The 21,620-nt window shown below is 66.2% G+C and carries 18 protein-coding genes; 9 read left to right on the top strand and 9 right to left on the bottom strand.

The window, feature by feature from the left end; all coding sequences use genetic code 11:
- Window positions 1-27: 27 nt before the first annotated feature.
- The 7 genes from dalD to AC1ECW_RS14645 all read right to left on the bottom strand — a co-directional run bounded on the left by dalD (window position 28) and on the right by AC1ECW_RS14645 (window position 7,763).
- Window positions 28-1,419, bottom strand: a complete 1,392-nt coding sequence (gene dalD / locus AC1ECW_RS14615) for a D-arabinitol 4-dehydrogenase (protein ID WP_481202128.1) — start codon at window positions 1,417-1,419, stop codon at window positions 28-30.
- 25 nt (window positions 1,420-1,444) lie between these two features.
- Entirely contained in the window at window positions 1,445-2,179 is a 735-nt protein-coding gene (locus AC1ECW_RS14620; RefSeq protein ID WP_409701971.1) for an SDR family oxidoreductase, read from the bottom strand.
- An 8-nt stretch (window positions 2,180-2,187) separates the two neighbouring features.
- Window positions 2,188-3,231: an ABC transporter ATP-binding protein gene (locus AC1ECW_RS14625; RefSeq protein ID WP_409702084.1), complete on the bottom strand. Its 1,044-nt coding sequence runs from the start codon at window positions 3,229-3,231 to the stop codon at window positions 2,188-2,190.
- 22 nt (window positions 3,232-3,253) lie between these two features.
- Entirely contained in the window at window positions 3,254-4,084 is an 831-nt protein-coding gene (locus AC1ECW_RS14630; protein ID WP_409701973.1) for a carbohydrate ABC transporter permease, read from the bottom strand.
- An 8-nt stretch (window positions 4,085-4,092) separates the two neighbouring features.
- The gene (locus tag AC1ECW_RS14635; protein WP_409701974.1) at window positions 4,093-4,965 is read right to left on the bottom strand and encodes a carbohydrate ABC transporter permease; all 873 of its coding nucleotides are present in this window, start codon (window positions 4,963-4,965) and stop codon (window positions 4,093-4,095) included.
- A 102-nt stretch (window positions 4,966-5,067) separates the two neighbouring features.
- Window positions 5,068-6,270 (bottom strand): ABC transporter substrate-binding protein, encoded by a 1,203-nt coding sequence (locus tag AC1ECW_RS14640; protein ID WP_409702086.1) that lies wholly within the window; start codon window positions 6,268-6,270, stop codon window positions 5,068-5,070.
- Between the two features lie 464 nt (window positions 6,271-6,734).
- Window positions 6,735-7,763, bottom strand: a complete 1,029-nt coding sequence (locus AC1ECW_RS14645; protein ID WP_409701976.1) for a PfkB family carbohydrate kinase — start codon at window positions 7,761-7,763, stop codon at window positions 6,735-6,737.
- A 139-nt stretch (window positions 7,764-7,902) separates the two neighbouring features.
- On the opposite strand from AC1ECW_RS14645, the gene AC1ECW_RS14650 reads away from it, so the two are divergent.
- The 4 genes from AC1ECW_RS14650 to AC1ECW_RS14665 all read left to right on the top strand — a co-directional run bounded on the left by AC1ECW_RS14650 (window position 7,903) and on the right by AC1ECW_RS14665 (window position 12,182).
- Window positions 7,903-8,901, top strand: coding sequence for a sugar ABC transporter substrate-binding protein (locus AC1ECW_RS14650; protein WP_409701978.1), 999 nt, complete (start codon window positions 7,903-7,905; stop codon window positions 8,899-8,901).
- A 123-nt stretch (window positions 8,902-9,024) separates the two neighbouring features.
- Entirely contained in the window at window positions 9,025-9,984 is a 960-nt protein-coding gene (locus tag AC1ECW_RS14655; protein WP_409701980.1) for an ABC transporter permease, read from the top strand.
- Between the two features lie 2 nt (window positions 9,985-9,986).
- Complete coding sequence (locus AC1ECW_RS14660) at window positions 9,987-10,784, top strand: ATP-binding cassette domain-containing protein (protein WP_409701982.1); 798 nt, start codon at window positions 9,987-9,989, stop codon at window positions 10,782-10,784.
- A gap of 156 nt (window positions 10,785-10,940) precedes the next feature.
- Window positions 10,941-12,182 (top strand): ROK family transcriptional regulator, encoded by a 1,242-nt coding sequence (locus AC1ECW_RS14665; RefSeq protein ID WP_481202129.1) that lies wholly within the window; start codon window positions 10,941-10,943, stop codon window positions 12,180-12,182.
- A 140-nt stretch (window positions 12,183-12,322) separates the two neighbouring features.
- Here the strand turns inward: AC1ECW_RS14665 and AC1ECW_RS14670 are convergent, their stop codons facing one another.
- A complete protein-coding gene (locus tag AC1ECW_RS14670; protein ID WP_481202130.1) occupies window positions 12,323-13,981 on the bottom strand; it encodes a carboxylesterase/lipase family protein in 1,659 nt (552 codons plus the stop codon).
- A gap of 141 nt (window positions 13,982-14,122) precedes the next feature.
- Here AC1ECW_RS14670 and AC1ECW_RS14675 point away from each other — a divergent pair, with 141 nt between their 5' ends.
- Together AC1ECW_RS14675 and AC1ECW_RS14680 are read left to right on the top strand one after the other, a co-directional pair.
- Window positions 14,123-15,166 (top strand): adenosine deaminase, encoded by a 1,044-nt coding sequence (locus AC1ECW_RS14675; protein WP_409701988.1) that lies wholly within the window; start codon window positions 14,123-14,125, stop codon window positions 15,164-15,166.
- Between the two features lie 62 nt (window positions 15,167-15,228).
- Complete coding sequence (locus tag AC1ECW_RS14680) at window positions 15,229-16,338, top strand: BMP family ABC transporter substrate-binding protein (protein WP_409701990.1); 1,110 nt, start codon at window positions 15,229-15,231, stop codon at window positions 16,336-16,338.
- Here AC1ECW_RS14680 and AC1ECW_RS14685 read toward each other — a convergent pair whose 3' ends face one another.
- Complete coding sequence (locus AC1ECW_RS14685) at window positions 16,339-17,181, bottom strand: DODA-type extradiol aromatic ring-opening family dioxygenase (protein WP_409701992.1); 843 nt, start codon at window positions 17,179-17,181, stop codon at window positions 16,339-16,341.
- Window positions 17,182-17,346: 165 nt separating this feature from the next.
- Between AC1ECW_RS14685 and AC1ECW_RS14690 the strand changes: the two genes are divergently transcribed.
- The 3 genes from AC1ECW_RS14690 (at window position 17,347) to AC1ECW_RS14700 (ending at window position 21,556) form a co-directional block, all read left to right on the top strand.
- Entirely contained in the window at window positions 17,347-19,875 is a 2,529-nt protein-coding gene (locus tag AC1ECW_RS14690) for an ABC transporter permease (RefSeq protein ID WP_481202131.1), read from the top strand.
- Between the two features lie 120 nt (window positions 19,876-19,995).
- Window positions 19,996-20,727, top strand: a complete 732-nt coding sequence (locus AC1ECW_RS14695) for a GGDEF domain-containing protein (protein WP_409701997.1) — start codon at window positions 19,996-19,998, stop codon at window positions 20,725-20,727.
- Between the two features lie 4 nt (window positions 20,728-20,731).
- A complete protein-coding gene (locus tag AC1ECW_RS14700) occupies window positions 20,732-21,556 on the top strand; it encodes a MinD/ParA family protein (RefSeq protein WP_409701999.1) in 825 nt (274 codons plus the stop codon).
- Window positions 21,557-21,620 lie beyond the last annotated feature (64 nt).

Below are 21,620 nucleotides of genomic sequence, written 5' to 3' on the forward strand. Positions count from 1 at the left end.
GAAGCGGCAAGCGACAGCTTCTATGGGTCAAGCCGTGGTGCGCGAGGCAACGAACCGCTGTACCCGATCGTAGGCCTTGCGCAAGGCCCTGACCAGCTCGGCGTGGCCGGCCATCTCGCCCCACAAGGTGGTGTCCGCAGCGTAAGCGGCCACCGGATCGCTCGCTTCACAGATCGCATGCGCGACGGCTGGATCCATGGCCTGATCTTGATAGGTGTAGGGAATCTGCCCGACATGCCAGCGTTGCAAGTACGCCAAGAACAGCGCCGGCAGCATTGCCACGCTGTCGAAACCTTGGCCGCGCACGAGCTTGTCGCGGATGGTGGGCGCGATCATGCCGGGAATCTTGGAGAACGCATCCATCGCCACGCGTTGATTGGTGTCGGCAATGGCGGGGTTGGCAAAACGGTCCAGCACCACGTCGCGGTACGCTTCCAAGTCGATCGGGCTGGGTTGCAGCACGGCGATGGCGTCATGGGTGACATAGTCGTAGGCCATTTGCCGGATCTCGGGGTCGACGGTGCCTTCGTGGATGTAGCGGTAACCTGCCAGCGTGCCGGCCCACGCAATGCAGCTGTGGGTGGCATTGAGCAGGCGGATCTTGGCTTCTTCGTGGGCCTGCACGGATTCGACCATTTCGACGCCAACCCTCTCCCACTCGGGGCGCCCGGCGATGAAGTCGTCTTCGATCACCCACTGGATGAAGCTCTCGCTCATCAGCGCAGCTTTGTCGTCCCAGCCCGTGGCGGCCTTCACGCGCTCGGCCACCGCAGGGGTGGGCCGCGGCGTGATGCGGTCGACCATCGCATTGGGGCAGCGGGTGTAGGAAAGCACCCAATCTTTGAGGTGGGACTCTGCGAGCGCGTCGATGAACTGCAGCAGTCCCGCGCGACAGCGTTGGCCGTTGTGGCGCAGGTTGTCGCAGTTCAAGAGCGTGACGGCTCCGGCGCCAGCCTTCATGCGTGCGCGCAGGATGGTCACGAGCGCGCCATAGATCGTGTGTCCAGCCCGCCCAGACTTCACGGCGTCGAGGTCGGCTTGCAGGTCCGGGAAGTTGGTCCAGTCCAGTTGGTCTTTGGCATTCAGATAGTAGCCCGCTTCGGTGACGGTGAAGCTGATGATGCGGGTGGCAGGATCTGCGCCCAGGGCGATCAGAGGCGCCAAGTCGTCTTGATAGGGGATGATGCGCTGGATCGATTCGATGACCGTGTAGCTTCGCTGGCCCTGGGGCGTGACGGTCTCCAAGGTGTAGCGGCCGTTTTGCGCTTCGAGCGCGGCGATGGTGTCGGCCATGTCCGGGCGCAGATTGCCGGCGGCGATGGCCCAGCGCAAGTCGCCTCCTTGGCGCAGCTGGTGGAGGTAGACGGCTTGATGCGCACGGTGAAACGAACCCAAGCCGAGATGCAGGATGAAATGCATGATGTGTGGCTGCAAAGTGAGCGTGTCAGAGATCGAAGTTCGTGGGCATGAGCACGACGTCGCGAATGGTCATGCTGCGCGGCCGAGTGAGCATGAACAGCACCACCTCGGCCACGTCGCGGGCCTCGATGAGACTGCCGTTGGCTTTGGCCTGGGCGAGCTTGTCGGCGGGCCAATCGGAGAGCAGGCCGGTGATGACCGGGCCGGGCGAGACCGAACCCACACGGATGCCATGTTTGAATACCTGCCGTCGCACCGTCTGCACGAAGCAGTGAATGGCCCATTTGGACGATGCATAGACCGGCTCCCAAGGCGTGGGGAAGTGAGCGGCCAGCGAGCTGGTGACGATGATGTCGCCTGTGCCGCGCTCGATCATGTGCGGCAGCACGTTGTGCACGTTCTTCATCACCGCTCCGACATTGAGACCGAGCATGCGGTCGATGGCTTGCGGTGTCGTCTCCAGCAAGTCGCCGCCGATGTACAGGCCCGCGTTGGCATGGAAGATGTCCAACCGATCCACCAGGCTCAAGGTGCGTTGCAGCAGGCAGTTGCATTGCGCCGGGTCTAGCAAGTCCAGCACCAAAGGGCGAGCCTGCGGACCGATCGTTGCGCATGCTCTTGCCAAGGCTGTGGCATCGTGGTCGATCAACACCACTTGTGCGCCGGCATCAGCCATGGCCTTGGCACAGGCCAATCCGATGCCCGATGCTGCACCCGTGATGGCGGCGGTTTTGCCGTGCAAAGCTGGCAGGGTGACCATCGGCGGGCTCAATGGGTGGCAGGTGGGACGACCCGGCCGGCGGTATCGAACCAATGGGCGTGTGCGACGTCGATGTCCAGGCTGACGGCTTGTCCGGCCTGCAGTGCGGTGCGTTCGTTTTGACGCGCCACGAACTGCGCCCCAAGGGGCGTGCTGGCGTAGATCAGCGTCTCGGCACCCAGGGCTTCGACCAGGTCCACGCGGGCCACCACGGGCGTGCTGCCGGCGCCGCGCACACGCACATGCTCGGGCCGCAATCCAACGGCACCGCCTCGAGCACCTTCAGGTGCCTGAGCAAGCACCGATTCCGGCGCTTGGCTCAGCGCAACGACGTTCATCTGAGGCGTGCCGATGAACTGCGCCACGAACTGGTTGGCAGGCTTGTCATACAGCTCCAGCGGCGTGCCCACTTGTTCGATCACGCCGTCGCGCAGCACGACCACCCGATCGGCCAAGGTCATGGCTTCGACTTGATCGTGCGTCACGTAAATCGTGGTGGCACCGAGGTCACGGTGCAGCTTGGCGATCTCCACCCGGGTTTGGCCTCGCAGCGCTGCGTCCAGGTTGGACAGTGGTTCGTCGAAGAGAAACACCTTGGGCGAGCGCACGATGGCGCGGCCGATGGCCACCCGCTGACGTTGCCCGCCCGACAGCTCCTTCGGGGTGCGGTGGAGATAGGGCGTGAGGTCGAGTATGCGTGCAGCGTTGTGCACTTTTTCGTCGATCACCTTGGGATCGACCTTGGCCAGCTTGAGCGCAAAGCTCATGTTCTCGTACACGCTCATGTGGGGGTACAGCGCGTAACTCTGGAACACCATGGCCAGATCGCGTTTGGACGACGGGGCGTGGGTGATGTCTTTGCCGTCCAGAACGAGCCGCCCGTCGTCGATGTGTTCGAGACCCGCGATCAGGCGCAGCAGCGTGGATTTGCCGCAACCGGACGGGCCTACGAAGACGATGAACTCTCCTTTCTCGATGCTCAGGTCGATGCCTTTGATGGCGCGGTGAGCGCCGAAATACTTCTCGATCCCTTGGAGTTGTAGATAAGCCATGGCGTGGTTCACGGGTGGATCGTTACTTGACGGCGCCGAAGGTCAGGCCTTGCACCAGCTGCTTCTGGCTGAACCAGCCGAAGACGACGATGGGGGCGATGGCCATCAGCGAGGCCGCTGACAGCTTGGCCCAGAACAGGCCCTCGGGGCTGGAGTAGCTGGCAATCAGTGTGGCCAGGGTGCCGGCTTTGGCAGAGCTCAGATTGAGCGCCCAAAAGGACTCGTTCCAGGACAGCACCAAACACAGCAAACCGGTGGAGGCCACGCCTCCCATGCCCAAGGGCAGCAAGACCTTGGTGGCTTCCTGCCACAGGGTGGCGCCATCCATGCGGGCGGCTTCCAGGATCTCGCGCGGAATCTCCTTGAAAGACGAGTACAGCATCCACACCATGATGGGCAAGTTGGACAGCGTGAAGACGATGATCAATGCCACTCGCGTGTCCAGCAGATGGCTTTTCTGCGCCAGCACGTAAATGGGGACCAGCGCGCCCACGGCGGGCATCATCTTGGTCGACAGCATCCACATCAGGATGTCCTTGTCACGCTTGCCCCTGTGGAAGGCCATGGCGTAGGCCGCCGGTGCTGCAATGGCCAGACCAAGCAGCGTGGACACCACGCTGGTGACCACCGAATTCCAGGCGTAGTGCAGGTAGTCCGAGCGCTCCTGGACTTCATGGAAGTTCTCCAACGTGGGCTCGAAGAAGAACAAGGGGGGCACCGCGATGGCTTGCAGCTCGGTCTTGAAGGCGGTCAGCAGCAGCCATCCCAGCGGGAAAAACAACGCCAAGGAGGTGGACCACGCGAGCGCGGTACGTACCGCGCCGGTCAGGGTGAAGGTGGATCGACGTGCCATCGCAAGCTCTATTTGTCGAGGTTCTTGCCGACCATGCGGATCAGGAAGATCGCGGCGATGTTGGCCATCAGCACGGCGAACAGGGCGCCGGCCGAAGCCACGCCGGCGTCGAAGTTCAACAGTGCTTGTTTGAAGATCAGGAACGCCAGGTTGGTACTGGCGTCTCCTGGGCCTCCGCCGGTGGTGGTGTAGATCTCTGCAAAGATCGACAAAAGGAAGATCAGTTCGATCATCACGACCACGGCCACCGAACGGCCCAAATGCGGCAAATACAGGTAGCGCAGTTGCTGAAGATAGGTGGCCCCATCCATGCGCGCGGCTTCGAGCTGGTCGCGGTCCATGCTCTGCAGCGAGGTCATGAAGATCAGCGTGGCAAAGGGCAGCCATTGCCAAGAGATCATCACGATCACCGACAGCAGCGGATGGTCGGTGAGCCAGTCCACGGGTTCGGCACCGAAGAAGGTCCAGATCTGGGCCAACACGCCGTAGATCGGGTTCATCATCATGTTTTTCCACATCAACGCATTGACCGTGGGCATGACGAAGAACGGCGAAATCAGCAACACACGAACGATGCCGCGTCCTGCGAAAGGCTCATTGACGAGCAAGGCAATCGCCACGCCCAAGACCACGGTGATGACGATCACGCTGCCCAGCAGCACCACGGTGTTGAGCACCGATGTGGCAAATGACGGGTCGGTGATGAAGAACTCGAAGTTCTGCAAACCGACGAAGCCGCTTTGGTCGGGCTGCATCAGGTTGTAGCGGATGACGCTGAAGTACAGCGTCATTGCCAGTGGCACGATCATCCACAAAAACAGCGTGGCCACGGCAGGGGTGAGCAGCAGGCGCGGCAGTGTGCGCGAGGCGGGGCGATGCATGGTCGGCAATCGATGGAAAACATCGAGGCACCCGCGTCGGTGCGGGTGCCCTTCGTTCGATCAGAAGGCGGGTGAGGACCGTCCGTTGCGCTTAGTTGCTTACTACTTGTAGTAGCCAGCCTTGCGCATTTCGCGGTCGGCGGCCGTCTGGCTGGCTTTCAAAGCCGCATCGACGGTGATCCGACCAGACAGCGCAGCGCTCATCTGTTGTCCCACGGCAATGCCAATGGCCTGAAATTCCGGGATGGCGGCAAACTGCACGCCGACATATGGGCTCTTGGGCAGGGTGGCGTCGGTCGGGTCGGCCGATTCGATCGCCTTGAGTTCAGCCGCCGCGAAGCGGGCCACTTTCTGGAACTCCGTGTGGGCGTATGTGGATTTGCGGGTGCCGGTGGGCACATTGGCCCAGCCGTTGGTCTTGGCTACCAGTTGGATGTAGTCTTTGCTCGTGGCCCAGGTGATGAACTTCTGCGCGGCATCGACTTTCTTGGAGCCCGCCGGAATCGCCAGATTCCAGGACCACAGCCAGTTGGCGCCCTTGGGCGTGACCGCGACGGGCGCTTGCGCAAAGGCCATGTGCTCGGCCACCTTGGATTGCTTGGGATCACTCACGAAGGACGCTGCGATCGTCGCATCGACCCACATGCCGCATTTGCCCGAATTGGTCAGCGCCAAAATCTCATTGAAACTGTTGGCCGACGAGCCGGGGGGGCCATAGTTCTTGAGCAAGTCCACATAGAACGTGATGGCGTCCTTCCACGGCTTGGTGTCGATCTGCGGCTTCCACTGCATGTCGAACCATTGGCCGCCATGGGTGTTGACCAGGGTCGACAAGAAAGCCATGTTGTCGCCCCAGCCCGGCTTGCCGCGCAAGCAAATGCCATAGGTGTTGGGCGGGTTGTGGATTTTGCGCGCCAGTTCGGCCACCTGCGTCCAGGTGGGGCGCTCAGGCATTTGGAAGCCCGCTTTGTCCGCCAGATCCTTGCGATACATCAGCATCGAGGACTCGCCGTAAAACGGCGCCGCGTACAGCTTGCCGCCCACCGTCAAGGCGCTGCGGATGGCCGGCAGCAGATCGTCGACATCGTAGCTGGCGTCGGTCTTGAGCTCTTGCAGCCAGCCCTTCTTGCCCCAGATCGGCGCCTCGTACATGCCGATCGTCATGATGTCGAACTGCCCCCCTTTGGTGGCAATGTCGGTGGTCACCCGCTGACGCAACACGCCTTCTTCCAGCGTGACCCACTTGAGTTTGATGTCGGGGTTGGCGCTTTCGAAATGCTTGGACAGTTTTTGCATTTCGATCATGTGGCCGTTGTTCACGGTGGCGATGACCAGCTCGGTGGCCGCGTGGGCGCCCGTGGCGGCCCACAGGCCGGCGGCGAGCAGGGGGATCAGTCGAAATCTCACGTCGTGTCTCCTTTGAACAAAGGTTTCGGATTCATCGAGCCCTCGGGCTTGCGGGAGGCTTCGCGTCGGAAACCGCAGAACGGATCTTGGTGATACGCCCGCGCGCTTTTGGTACGTGACGATGCAAAGCTGATACTGGATTGCGAAAGTTGGCTGGTAATTACCCTGGTTGGCGAAGGAAAGTATCGTGAACGAGCCGGGGGCGTGCCCGGGCTCGTCCTTGGGCGAGCAGTGAGCCGATGCCGCGACTTGCGGCGGCCGATGCGGGTCGGCGGCGCGAGGGGCCTGCGGCGCACCCGTGGACGAAGGACAGGGATCTGGGGACGCTGCCGCCGTGGCCGCGGCCTCGGGCCGGGAGGCGATCAGGTGAGCGATTGGCAGCGAGGCCGGCCTTGGGCCAGGCGCTGCAGCACCTGCTCGCGGCTTGGGGGCTTGCAGCCGACTTGCTGCACGCACAGGCTGGCGCTGGCGATGGCATGGGCCAGCAAGGCCTCCACATCCTCGGCACCGAGTTGCAGGGCGTCGGCCCGGTTGGCCGAGTGCATCGCCGGGCGGTGCATCAGCGCGGCAAGCATGCCGGCCAGGAAACAGTCGCCGGCGCCCACGGTATCGGCCACGCTCACGGGCAAGACCTCGGCGGCGCTCCATGCAGCCCCGTCTCGGGTCATGAAGACGGCCCCCCGAGGGCCGAGGGTCAGGGCGAGCCAGCGCGCCGGCGTGCACGCCAGCAGCTCGCGCGCTGCGAGCAGCGAATCGGTTTGAGTGAAGCCCAGGACGTGCAAGTCGTCGTCACTGACCTTGATGAGATCGGCCTGGCCCAGCGCGGCCATCACGCTGGATCGGTAGGCCGTCATGTCAGGCACGATCGCCGGGCGCAGGTTGGCATCGACCACCACCAGGCGGCCGGCTGCGCGTTGCGCCTGCAACCAGGGCAAGTACTTGTGGCTGTCATGGGGCACCAAGGCAAGACAGCCGGTGGCCACGGCTTTGAGCCCGGGTTGGGCTGCGCACTGGGCGATCATCGTGGCTGCATCGACCCGACGATCGGCCACCGCCTCGCGGTAGAAGCTGTAGCTCGCCTTGCCGGCGTCGTCCAGGCTGACCACGGCCAGCGAGGTCGGTTCATGGACGGGTTCCTCGTGCGCCAGCGTCACGCCGGCATCGACGAGGGCCTGGGCCAGCCCGCGGCCGAAGCGATCCCGTGACAGGGGGTTGAGATAGAGCGTGCCCACGCCTTGCAGGCCCAGGGCACGGGTGAGGTTGTACACCGCGCCGCCATCACAGGGCCGCAGGCGGCCGTCGGCATCTTGGATCAGATCCATCAGGGCCTCGCCGGCGGTGGCGACGGTGACCGGCGTGGAGGACGGGACGTCAGGGGCAGGGAAAACCATAACTAAATCTAGTTGATTTATTTACGTGTGGGTAACTATAGTGGCTTGCATCCGCAGCGGATGCCGGGGTTTGTCCCGACCGAGGGGGCCGAACATGCGGCCGGGGCTGCGGAGAAGACCGGATCTGAGGAGACTTTTCATGCACAAAGCCGTCTTCGTGTCGTCCCTGCTGGCTGTGGCGATGGGCTGCGTCTTGGCGCAGCCCCAACCCGTGATCGGGCTGATCATCAAGACCGAGTCCAACCCCTTCTTCGTGAAGATGAAGGAAGGTGCCGAGGCCGAAGCCAAGAAGCTGGGCGCCAAGCTGATCGTGGCCTCTGGCAAAACCGATGGTGACAATGCCGGCCAAGTGACCGCGATGGAGAACATGGTGGCCGCTGGCGCCAAGACCATCTTGATCGCGCCCAGCGATGCCAAGGCCATCATTCCCGCCATCAGAAGAGCCCAGGCGCAAGGCGTGATGGTGATCGCTTTGGACAGCCCGACCGACCCGCCGTCCGCGGTGGACGCATTTTTCGCCACCGACAACTACAAGGCCGGTGTGTTGATTGGACAGTACGCCAAGGCCGCCCTGGGTGCCAAGAAGCCCGTGATCGCCACCTTGGACCTGTTTCCCGGGCATCCGGTCGGTGCACAACGTCACAACGGCTTCCTCAAAGGCATGGGCTTGAAGGCTCCGGACGCCAAGAGCAATGAACTGGGAGGCAAGGCCGCTGGCGTGGTGTGCATGGCCGATAGCTACGGCGATGCGGCCAAGGGGCAGACGGGGATGGAAAACTGCCTGCAAAAAAATCCAGACATCAATGTGGTCTACACCATCAATGAGCCGGCCGCCGCGGGGGCGTACAAAGCGCTCAAGGCCGCTGGCCGGGACAAGGACGTGATCATCGTCTCGGTCGACGGCGGCTGCGCCGGGGTGAAGGACGTGGGAGCCGGCGCGATCGCCGCCACCAGCCAGCAATACCCCTTGCGCATGGCTTCGATGGGCGTGGCCGCCGGCGTCGAATACGCCAAGACGGGCAAGAAGGCCAGCGGCTACACCGACACCGGCGTGACGCTGATCGCCGCCAAGCCCCTGCCGGGTGTGGAGAGCAAGGACGTAGCCACCGGGCTGGAGCTTTGCTGGGGGAACAAGTAAGCGGTTGTGCGCATGCCGCTGTGCCGGCTGACCTCGTCTGGGCGCATCGGGCCCGGCGAGGGGCCGGGCCGGGGATGCACGGCTTGGCGGCTGCCTGCACCGATCTCACACAGACCCGATGTCATGAAGATCTTGCGCAACTCATTGCCCCCTGCGGGCACCTTGGGGCCTTTCATGGCCCTGCTATGTGCCTGCGCGTTTTTCGCCACCCAAAGCGAGCGCTTTCTCACCCTGCAGAACTTTTCGCTGATCTTGCAGCAGGTGATGGTGGTGGGAACGATTGCGATCGGCCAGACCTTGATCATCCTGACTGCCGGGATCGATCTGTCTTGCGGCATGGTGATGGCCCTGGGCGCCATCGTCATGACCAAGACGGCGGCCGATTTCGGTTTGTCAGCGCCGCTGGCCATCGCGCTGGGTCTGGCGGTGACCATGCTGTTCGGCCTGGCCAATGGTTTGCTGGTCACCAAGGCCAAGCTGCCGCCGTTCATTGTGACGCTGGGCATGCTCAATATTGCGTTTGCGATCACCCAGCTCTATTCGGGCTCGCAAACCATCACCGAGGTGCCCGAGGGCCTGACTTGGCTGGGCAACAGCTTTCGCATCGGTCAGGCCAACATCTTGTATGGCGTGGTGCTGATGCTGGCGCTGTATCTGATCACTTGGCTGTATCTGCGTGACACCGCACCGGGCCGCCACATCTATGCGGTGGGCAACAACCCCGAAGCCACCCGCCTGACGGGCATTTCCACCGACAAGGTGCTGCTGGGCGTGTACATGATGGCCGGTGTGTTCTACGGCATTGCCTCGCTGCTGTCGGTGGCGCGCATCGGTGCTGGCGATCCCAATGCGGGTCAGACCGAGAACCTGGACGCCATCACCGCCGTGGTACTGGGCGGCACCAGTCTGTTCGGCGGACGCGGTATCGTTCTGGGCACGCTGGTGGGCGCGCTGATCGTGGGAGTGTTTCGCAACGGCCTCACGCTCATGGGCGTGTCGTCGGTGTATCAGATCCTGGTCACGGGCATCTTGGTGATTCTGGCGGTCCTCACCGACCGGATGTCCCGCCAAGGAGGGCGCTGAGCATGGGCATCGACAGCAAACCCTGCGTCGTGATGCAGGCCAAGGGCTTGGTCAAGCGCTACGGTCAGGTCACGGCCTTGGATGGAGCGGACTTCGAGTTGCGAGCGGGCGAGATCCTGGCCGTCATCGGCGACAACGGTGCGGGCAAGTCCTCGCTCATCAAGTGCCTGTCGGGGGCCGTCCAGCCCGATGAAGGGGACATCCACCTCGACGGACGACGGGTGCACTTTCGCAGCCCCATCGATGCGCGTCGCGCCGGCATCGAGACCGTTTACCAGGACCTGGCCGTGGCGCCGGCAATGACGATTGCCGAAAACCTTTTCCTCGGCCGCGAGATCCGCCGCCAAGGCCTATGGGGCCGGGTGTTCCAGGCGATCGACAAGAAAAAGATGCTCGAAGAAAGCATCGCCCGCATGAACGAGCTGAAGGTGGGCATCCGTTCCATGACGCAGGCCTTGGAGACCTTGTCGGGCGGGCAGCGCCAGTGCGTGGCGGTGGCTCGAGCGGCCACCTTTGCGCAGCATGTGGTCATCATGGACGAGCCCACCGCCGCCCTCGGTGTCAAGGAAGGCAATATGGTGCTCGAGCTGATCCGCCGCGTGCGCGATCGGGGCCTGTCGGTGGTGCTGATCAGCCACAACATGCCGCATGTGTTCGAGATTGCCGACCGCATCCACATTGCCCGTTTGGGCAAACGCGCGGCGGTGGTGAACCCGAAAACCATCAGCATGAGCGATACCGTGGCCGTGATGACCGGTGCCATGCCCCCCGAGGCCATCCCGGCCGAGTGCCTGGCCTGAGGCCGCGACATGCTCGACGTCGATCCGCGGCTCGGCCCCAAGCGGCTCCAGGTGCCGGCCGAACGGGGGCACGACGACGTGCTGATGTCAGCCAGCGCCCTCTTGCGGCCCTGATCCGCGCGGCCGTTATCGTCATTGCGTGCACATTGACTTGCCGTGAACCCTTCCAACGATCCATCCCCCCGCCTGGCCGAGATCGCCGGACAACCCTTGCGCCCCCGCGGATCGAACCAGGTCGGCCTGAGGCAGTTCAACGAGCGCGTGGTGCTGCAAGCGCTGCGCACGCATGGTCGCCTGGCCAAAGCCGATTTGGCCCGGATCACCGGGCTGACGGCACAGACCATCGGCTTGATCATCGCCCGTTTGGACGAAGACGATCTGCTCACCCGCGGCGCGCCTGTGCGGGGCAAGGTGGGGCAGCCTTCGGTGCCCATTGGCTTGAACCCGGATGGCGCCTTCGCCATTGGCATCAAGATTGCACGGCGCAGTGCCGACTGGCTCTTGGTGGATTTCACCGGACGGGTGCGCGAGCGCATCAGCGAGACCTACGCATTTCCCGATGCGAGCACCCTGTTGCCCACCATCCGGACCCATCTCGAAGAGTTGTTGCGTCGGCTCGGGCCGCTGGCCTCGCGGGTGGTGGGGGTGGGCGTGGCCGCGCCATTCCAGCTCGGGGGCTGGCACCGCATGTTGGGTCTGACCCGCGCGCAGTCCGACGCATGGAACCAGCTCGACCTGGCCGCCGAAGTGCAGCGCATGACGTCCTTGCCGGTCAGTTTTGCCAGGGACACGGTCGCGGCTTGCGTGGCTGAACTGCTGCAAGGCAAGGGCCGCGACATCCATAGTTTTCTCTATCTGTTTCTGGATACCTTCATCGGCGGTGGGCTGGTGCTGCATTCGCGCTTGCATCGCGGCGAGCATGGCAATGCCGGCGCCGTGGCCTCGCTGCCGCTGGGCGTGGCCGAGCGCGGTGCTGGCGAGGTGCCGCCGCAGTTGCTCAGTCGCGCCTCGCTGTGGGACCTCGAGCAGCGTTTGCGCGAACACGGGCTCGACCCCATGGCCGCCTATGACGATCGCGCGCTGCAAGAACCGTGGTGGCCCCACGCGCGGCAATGGGTCGACGACGCGGCACGGGCCTTGGCGCACTGCGTGGTGTCCGGCGCAGCCTTTCTGGATTTACCGGCCGTGGTGATCGATGGCGCGGTCGCTCCGGCCTTGTTGTCTGAGCTGATCGGCTGCACCGGGCAGGCGCTGGCCGCCTACAACTGGGAGGGCTTGCAAACTCCGCCGCGGCTGATGCCTGGCAGCATCGGATCGGATGCGCGTGCCTTTGGCGGGGCCTTGTTGCCGCTGCACGCCACCTTCGCCCCGGATTGGGATGTGTTTCTGAAGGCTTGATCCAGGCGCTCGGCTCACCCAGACCGGATTTCGCGCGAAGGCGCGGATCTGCGCTTCGTCAGGGCAGGGCGATTCGGTCAAAAAAGAGGCCCGCCGTGCGGCGGGCCCAATCCCCGTTCCCTGAGGTTTTTGAGAGTGGTTCAGTCGTCGTTCAGGCTCGACCAGACGGTGTCGCACTGGTGCTCGGCGGCAAAGTGGGGGCGCGGGGCGATGCCTTCTCCCGAGGCGATGTCCAAGCCCAGGTAAGTGGGCGAGGCCGTTTGGAACGCTGGCCACGCCGGCAAACCGGGGGCGTCAGGGCGGCCCTCACGTGCAAAGCGAGCGAAATAGCGCACCAGGGCTTGCTTCAAAGCGGTTTGCTGGGCATCGAGCGGGCGCGGCATGTCGAACAAGTACTGCAGTTCGGCCGAATGGGCTGCGCCCTGCGCAAAGCTCACTGCCGGCAGGACTTCAGGCGCACTGCGGTCGCGGAACTCATAGGCATAGACCACGTGGCCTTGGCTGGCCAGGCGGCGAGACAGGTTCAAGCCGTTGCAGGCAAACACGAGGTCCGTGCCCACGGCAGAGTAGGCCAAGCTGGCGTTGTTGTCGTACAAGGCCGGGTGATAGCTGGTGGCCGCCAAAGCGTCGGCCACCGCCGCCGGCAGCCCCAGTCCCTGGAGGGCCGCGGGCAGCGTTTCGGCGCTGAGCGGTGCTGCGCCGGCCAACTCGTTCAAGGCCGCGAACAGGCGGTATTCATCGCGGGTCGTGCCTTGCAGCACCGCAACGGCGTGCTGTGTGCCAGCCCAGATCTTGCTGCGCACCGAGGCGTCGAGCACCCGTCCGTCCACGCTGGGCACAGGGCCGCGCGGGTAGGCCACCATCTGCGCGCCGAGCAGCGCCTGCACCGGCAGGCTGCGCAGGCATTCGACGGTTTGGGTGTCGCAAGCCGCTCCCCCTGCGCCCGTAACCAAACCCATCGCCGCCTGCGCTACGGTGTGCCCTTTGCCTTCCGAAAGGCTCAGCGTGTCTTGCAGATCCAGGCCATAGGCGCCGCTCATCACGATGGCTTTGTGGAACAGCCCGGCCGATGCGCTTGCAGCCAGGTGCGACAGCACGCTGAAGCCACCGGCCGATTCGCCGAAGAGCGTGACGTTGCGAGGATCGCCCCCGAAGGCGGCGATGTTGTCGCGCACCCAGCGCAAGGCGGCTTGCTGGTCCATCAGTCCGTAATTGCCGGAGTGTCCGCCTTGCTCGGCGCTCAGGGCCGGGTGGGCCATGAAGCCCAAGGCGCCCAGGCGGTAGTTCAAGGTCACCACGACCACCCCTTGCGTGACCAGGCTGGACACATCGGGATAGCCGGCACTGCTGCCGAGGTAGAACGCCCCGCCATGGATCCACACCATCACCGGATGGGGGCCCGGGGTGGTCGGACGAAAGACGTTGAGCGTCAGGCAATCCTCGTTCAGGGTTTGGCTGCTCGTGCCGAAGGCGCTGGCCGGCTGGGCGCACGCGGGGCCGAAGCTCGTGGCTTGGCGCTCTTCGGTCCAGGGCGCCGGCGTCTGGGGTGGCCTCCAGCGCAAAGGCCCCACCGGCGGGGCGGCGTAAGGAATGCCCTTGAACTGCACCACGGTGCCTTGATCATTGGTGTGGCCGCGCACGGAGCCCGAGCTCGTTAGGGCGCGTGTGAGGTCCGGCGGCGGCGTGCGGTCGCCACCTCCGCAGGCGCTCAGCGCAAGCGCCAGTGCCAGCGCAGCCCAACGCGGCGCGCGGTGGCTTTGCGGGGCGAAAAGGCGGTGCAAGAATGTTTGCGGATTCATCGTCGTGCAGTCGGCATCGGCTTTTGCGGCATGATTCCACCGCCTGCTTGGCGCGAGGTGTCACCTGCGCGGCGGGGGGAACCCGCACAAGCACCGTCACCCGCGCGACAGTGGAGGCCTGCCGCCTGCGAGACCCTGACCATGCCAACGAACACGACCCTGCCCCCCGATGCACTGGCCCAGTTGCTGCGCACGATGCCCAAGGCCGAGCTGCACATTCACATTGAAGGCTCGCTGGAGCCCGAACTCATCTTCGAACTGGCCCGGCGCAACGGCGTCGCGCTGGCCTACCCCGACGTCGAGAGCCTGCGACGCGCCTATGCCTTCACCGACCTGCAGAGCTTCCTCGACATCTATTACGCCGGGGCGAGCGTGCTGCTGAAGGAGGACGACTTCTTCGACATGGCCATGGCCTATTTCCGCCGGGCTGTCGCTGACGGCATCGTGCATGCCGAGGTGTTCTTCGACCCGCAGACCCACACCGCACGCGGCGTGTCCTTCGAGACGGTGATCCGCGGGCTCACGCGGGCTCGCGAGACGGCGCAGCAGGAGCTGGGCCTGAGCAGCGCGTTCATCCTGTGCTTCTTGCGGCATCTCAGCGAGGAGGCCGCTTTCGAGACGCTCGAAGAGGCGCTGCCGTGGCGAGAGCATTTCATCGGTGTGGGGCTGGACAGCAGCGAACGCGGCCATCCGCCCGAGAAGTTCGCCCGGGTGTTCGCGCGCTGCCGCGAGCTGGGTCTGCGTCTCGTGGCGCATGCGGGTGAGGAGGGGCCCGCAGCCTATGTGCGCAGTGCGCTGGACGTGCTGAAGGTCGAGCGTATCGACCATGGCGTGCGGGCCCTGGAGGATGCCGAGCTGGTCCGGCGCCTGGCGCGCGAGCGGGTGCCGCTGACGGTGTGCCCGCTGTCCAACGTCAAGCTGCGTGTCTTTGACCGGCTGTCCGATCACAATCTGGGACAATTGCTGGCTTCGGGGCTGGTGGCCACCGTCAATTCCGACGATCCGGCCTACTTCGGCGGCTACCTGCACCAGAACTTCGTCGAGACCTTTGCCGCGCTGCCCGCGCTGCAGGTGCGTGAGGCCTACACCCTGGCACGTAACAGCCTCGAGGCGAGCTTCGCCGAGGCCTCGGCCAAGGCGTGCTGGGTCGACCGGCTCGACGCCCATTTCGAGCGCTTTCACTGAACGCGTGTCCTCCGCGCCCCAGGGGGCCACGCGCCTGCTTCGGGGCCATGTAGAGGAACACCATGTACAAAAACCTCAGGCGTGCGGCCGTAGCTGCCGTCTCAGCACTCGTCTTTGCCAGCGGCTCGTCGGCCCAGACCCCAGCATCCCACCCGTTGCCGCCCGCGCCCGCGCCGTTGAAGGTGGGTTTCGTCTTTGTCAGCCCGGTGGGCGAGGCGGGCTGGACCTACCAGCACAACCAGGGACGGCTCGAACTCGAGAAGAAGCTCGGCTCCAAGGTGCAGACCACCTTCGTCGAGAACGTGGCGGAGGGGGCCGACTCCGAGCGCGTGATGCGCGATCTGGCGGCCCAGGGTCACCGCCTCATCATCGCCACCAGCTTCGGCTACCTGGAGCCGGCGCTGAAGGTCGCCTCTGAGTTTCCGCAGGTGGCCTTCGAGCATGCGGGCGGCTACAAGACCGCGGCCAATCTCAACACCTACAACGCCCGCTACTACGAGGGCCGCTATCTGGCCGGTCTGATCGCCGGACGCATGACGCGCAGCGGCACGGCCGGCTATGTGGCAGGCTTTCCGGTGCCCGAGGTGGTGCAGGGGATCAATGCCTTTGCCCGCGGTCTGCGCGAGGCCAACCCGCAGGCTCAGTTGCGCGTGATCTGGCTCAACGCCTGGTTCGACCCCGCGCGTGAGCGTGAGGCGGCCCTGACACTGATCCGTCAGGGCGCCGACGTGCTCACCAACCACAGCGGTTCGACCGCGGTGGCCCAGACGGCCGAGGCCGAGGGGCGCTGGTTCATCGGCTACCAAAGCGACATGCGCCGTTTCGCGCCCAAGCGCCAACTCACAGCGGTGACGCACCATTGGGGCGGCTACTACACCCGCGTGGCCCAGGCCTTGCTCGAAGGCCGCTGGACGGCCACGCCGGCCTGGGGGGGGCTGAAGGACGGGTTCATCGACCTGGCCCCGCTGCACCCGGATATCCCGGCCGAGGTGGTGAAGCTCGTGCGCGAGCGCCGGCTGGCCATCGAGCAAGGCCGCTTCCATCCCTTCGCCGGGCGCATCGTGGACAACCAGGGCCGAGTGCGCCACGAGGGCGGCCCGATGGACGACCGCCGCATTGCGGCGATGGACTACTACGTCGAAGGCGTGCTGGGGCAGTTGCCCGGGCGCTGATCAGCCGGCCAGGGCCTGTGCGAGCCGGGCTGCCTGTGCCCCGAAGGCATAGGCATCCATGCCCAGGCATCCATAGGTCACACCGGCGTGCACACGCACCGGCACGGCCTGGGGGCCGCCAGCCCCGGCCGGGATGTAGAAGGGCAGCCAGTGCTCGTCGGTGGGGTGCATGAGGGCGGCATGCGGGGCCTGCCGCCGGTAGTCCATCAGGGCCGGCCAGTCGCGCGCCAGACTGCGTTCCCACACCCACTGGCGGAAGGCGGCGCACTCGGGTGTCTCGGGCCGGTTCTCGGAGCGGCCGCCGCCGAGCGCCAGCCGCAGGTTGTGTGTGAGGCTGCCGGTGCCCAGGATCAGCACGCCTTCCTGGGCCAGGGGGGCCAGGGCCTGCCCGGTCGCCCAATGCTCGGCCGGCGCCGCCGAAGGCACCAGCGACAGCGGCACGATCGGGATGTCGGCCTTCGGCCAGGCGTGGATCAACGGCGTCCAGATGCCATGATCGAGCCCGCCTGCGGCAAGCACGTGGTGTGCGATGCCGGCCCGGCTCAGGCAGGCGGACGCGGCCTCCGCCACGGCGGGATCGCCCGGGGCGTCGTAGCGCATCTCGTAAAGCGCCTGGGGGAAGCCCCCGAAATCGTGGATGGTGGAGTGCTGCGCGGCCGCCAGCAGTGCCGGCTCGAGCGTGGTGGTGTGCGCCGAGACGGCGACGATGGCACGCGGCCGGCCGAAGGCCTGCTCCAGGGCCGGCCCCAGGCGCCGGAAGAAGGCGCCGGTGTCGCCCGGATCCAGCGCGATCAGCGGCGAGCCGTGGGACAGGAACAGCGGGGGCAGGGCGGACCTCGTCATACCGGCAGTGGACCACGATGCCGAAGGCCTGGGGTTGCGCCGGCTTGACGTCAGCATTCAGAACCGTTCACGCCACCAGGGCCCACCGCGGTAGCGGAAAACCCCCAGGGCGGTGCCCGGGGCCGGGCTCGGCTATCGTTGCCGTTCTCAAGCTCGCCATCTCCTATGCTGCAGCACATCATCCCCCTTGCCGTGCGCCAGACCCTGCGCGACTTTCGCGCGGGCGAGTTGCGACTGCTGGTCGTGGCCGTGATGCTGGCCGTGGCGGCGCTTTCCGCGGTGGGTTTTTTCGCCGACCGGCTCAAGAACGGCCTGAACCGCGATGCGGCCCAGCTCCTGGGGGGTGATGCCCTCGTGGCCAGTGACCAGCCCACGCCCGAGGCCTTCGTCGAGCGGGCCCGCTTGCAAGGCTTGTTGCAGGCGCGCACCGTGGCCTTTCCTAGCATGGCGCGCGCGCCGCAGGCCCAAGGCGGGGCCACCCGGCTGGTGGCGGTGAAGGCGGTGAGCGAGGGCTACCCGCTGCGTGGCCGCTTGCGCGTGGCCCCGGCGCCCGGCCAAGCCGACGCCCCGGCCGAGGGCGTGCCCGAGCGCGGCAGCGTGTGGGTCGATGCGGCCTTGCTCGAGGCCTTGCAACTGGCCGTGGGCGACACCTTGCTGCTGGGCGATGCGGCCTTGCGCATCGAACGCGTGATCACGCTCGAACCTGATCGCGGCGCCGGCTTCATGGCTTTTGCGCCGCGTGTGATGCTTCACGAGGCCGACCTGGCCGCCACCGCCCTGATCCAGCCTGCCAGCCGGGTCACCTACCGCCTGGCCGTGGCCGCACCGCCGGGGCGCGACGCCGAGATCGGCCGCTATCTCGCCTGGGCGCAGGCCCATATCGACGAGGCGGGCCTGCGCGGCGTGCGCCTGGAGTCGCTGGACAACGGCCGTCCCGAGATGCGCCAGACGCTGGACCGGGCCGAGCGTTTCCTGAACCTGGTCGCGCTGCTGGCCGCCCTGCTGGCAGCGGTGGCCGTGGGCATCGCGGCGCGCGACTTCGCCTCGCGCCACCTCGACGACTGCGCGATGCTGCGGGTACTGGGCCTGCCGCAGCGCACCATCGCCTGGAGCTATGCCCTGGAGTTCACCTTCGTGGGCTTGCTGGCCAGCGCCCTCGGTGTGTCGGTGGGCTATGCCGTGCACCACGTCTTCGTGGCCCTGCTGGCCGGCCTGGTCGAGACCACCTTGCCGGCACCCGGCGCCTGGCCGGCCGTCTTCGGCCTGGGGGTGGGCCTGACCCTGCTGTTTGGCTTCGGCCTGCCGCCGGTGCTGCAATTGGCCCAGGTGCCGGCGGTGCGTGTCATCCGCCGCGAGATGGGCGAACTGCGGCCGGCCTCCCTGGGGGTGCTGGCCGCCGGCACCCTGGGCTTTGCCGCTTTGCTGGTGGCCGCATCCAGCGACCTGCGCCTGGGTCTGATCGCCGTTGGAGGCTTTGCCGCTGCGATCGCCCTGTTCGCGCTGGCGGGCTGGGTGGCGGTGCAGGTGCTGCGCCGCACCGTCGTGGAGCTGCACGTGCCGCGCTGGCTGCGCCTGGCCACGCGCCAGGTGGCCGCCCGCCCGGGCTTTGCGGTGCTGCAGGTCTCCGCCCTGGCTGTGGGCCTGCTGGCCCTGGTGTTGCTGGTGCTGCTGCGCACCGACCTGATCGCCAGTTGGCGCCAGGCCACGCCGCCCGATGCGCCCGACCGCTTCGTGATCAACATCCAGCCCGAGCAGGCGCCAACCTTCCGTGAACGGCTCACGCAGGCCGGCGTGAAGGACTTCGACTGGTACCCGATGATTCGGGGCCGGCTTGTCAGCGTGAACGGCCGGCCGGTGAACCCCGAGGCCTACACCGAGGAGCGCGCGCGCCGCCTGGTCGACCGCGAATTCAACCTCAGCCATGCTGCGACGATGCCGGTGCACAACGCACTGGCCGCTGGCCGCTGGACGCCCGAGGCGGCCGACGAGATCAGCCTGGAGGAGGGTATTGCCCGGACCCTGGGTCTGAGCCTGGGCGACGTCCTGGTCTTCGATATCGCCGGCATGCCGGTGCAGGCCCGCATCACCAGCCTGCGCCGGGTGGACTGGGCCTCCATGCGGGTCAACTTCTTCGCGATGTTTCCACGCAGCCGCATGGACGAGCTGCCCTCGACCTACATCGCCGCGTTCCGCGCGCCGCCGCAGGCGGGGTTCGACAACGCGCTGATCCGGGAATTTCCAAACATCACCAATGTGGATGTCTCGGCCTCGATCGCCCAGGTGCAGCGAGTGCTCGACCAGGTCATCCGCGCGGTGGAGTTCCTGTTTGGCTTCACGCTGGCTGCCGGGGTGGTGGTGCTGTTCGCGGCGGTGACAGCCACCCGCGAAGCGCGTGAGCGCGAGTTTGCGGTGATGCGCGCGATGGGGGCGGGCAGCCGCCTGCTGTCGCGAGTGCAGCGCGCCGAGCTGCTGGGTGTGGGGGCTTTGGCCGGTGCCTTGGCCGCAGGGGCGGCCATTGCCGTGGGCTGGGCGCTGGCCCGCTATGCCTTCGAGTTTCATTGGGGGCCTTCGCCCTGGGTGCCGCTGGCGGGCATGGGGGCGGGGGCGGGGCTGGCGTGGGCCGCCGGCTGGTGGGGCCTGCGCGAGGTGCTGCGCCGGCCGGTGGTGGAAACGCTGCGCAAGGCGGCGCTGTAGAGCTCAAGTCCGGCACTGGGGCGCCGAAATGGGGGTGAATCGGCATCCAATTCCCACGGCCGGGCCCTCAGGGCTCGCTGCTAGACTGGATGCCACCGCCGCGCCGAAGCCAACCACCCCGTGCAAACCGCCGCCCCGACCGATGCCGTGCGCCTGACTGAGCTGAAGCTCGAGCAGGCGCTGAGCCTTCTTCAGCAGGCCGGTTACCCCTTGCCCTCGCTGGTCGAGGCGCCCGCGACGACCGCACTGCAGGCCATCATCGACGGCCTGTGCGATCTGTCGCTGCGTGATGCCCTCACCGGTCTGGCCAACCGCCGCCACTTCCGGGCGGTGCTCGAGCGGGAAATCGATCGCGTGGCGCGGACCGGCGAATCAGCCCTGCTGCTGGTGGTCGATATCGACCACTTCAAGCACGTCAACGACACCCATGGCCATGCGGCCGGAGACCTGGTCATCCAGGCCGTCGGCCAACGCCTGGCCGAGTGCGTGCGCCCGATGGACACGGTGGCGCGATTCGGCGGCGAGGAGTTCGCGATGGTGCTGCCCAATTGCCACCCGGCCTATGGCGAGGCTGTGGCCGAGCGCATCCGCCGCACGATCGAAGGCCGCGCGATCCGCCTGCCGTCAGGGCAGGACATCCATGTCACCGTCAGCATCGGCGGGGCTTTCGCGCCCCAATGGGTGCGCTCGTCGGCGGCCCTGTGGACCGAACGTGCCGATCTGCAGCTCTACTGCGCGAAGACCGAGGGGCGTAACCGCGTCTGCCTCGAGCAATCGGTGGTCAGCAGCGTCAGCAACGAGGAGAAGTCCCTGCTCTTCGGCGTGACAGCCTGGGACGACAGCCTTGAATAAGCCCATGAACACCCCAGCCTCCAGCCTGTCGCTTCCCCTGCCTGGCGCCCGGCGCGCCTGGGTGCTGGCCGTCACCAGCGGCAAGGGCGGCGTGGGCAAAACCTTTGTCTCGGCCAACGTGGCGGCGGCGCTGGCCCGTCGCGGCCACCGTGTGCTCGTGCTCGACGCCGACCTCGGGCTGGCCAACCTCGACGTGGTGCTCAACCTGTACCCCAAGATCACTCTGCACGACGTCTTCACCGGCAAGGCCACCTTGGACGAGGCCGTGCTCAAGGCGCCGGGCGGCTTCTCGGTGCTGCTGGCCGGCTCGGGGCTGGTGGAGTACTCGCGCCTCACACCCGAGGTGCGCGAGCAGCTCCAGCGCGTGGTGGCCACGCTCATCCCGCGCTACGACTACGTGCTGCTGGACACCGGTGCGGGCATCTCCGACGTTGTGCTCTACGCCATTTCCCTGGCCGACGACGTGCTGGTGGTGGCCACGCCCGAGCCCACCTCGCTCACCGATGCCTACGCCACCATCAAGGTGCTGGCCACCCAGCAGCGTCGTCGCGTGCTGCATGTGGCGGTCAACCAGGTGGGCAAGCCGGGCGATGGCAAGGTCGTGACGCATCAACTGCAGCAGGTCGTCGATCGATTCGTCACCACGCCCCAGGGCGAGCCGGTGAAACTCATGCTGGCCGGCGACATCCCCAGTGACGCTGCGGTGCGCGAGGCCTTGCAGCGTCGGCAGCTGCTGTTCGAAAGCCTGCCTGGCAGCGCCGCGGCCCAGGCGATTGCCGCACTGGCCGCTCGCATCGAAGCGGCCGCGCCTGCCCCGGTCGCATCCTGAAACCCAGCGCGGGGCACGCGCAGGGGCGGCTTTCTACAATGGGTGTCCCTTCGACACCCGAAAG

The organism is Caldimonas hydrothermalis (assembly GCF_056746695.1).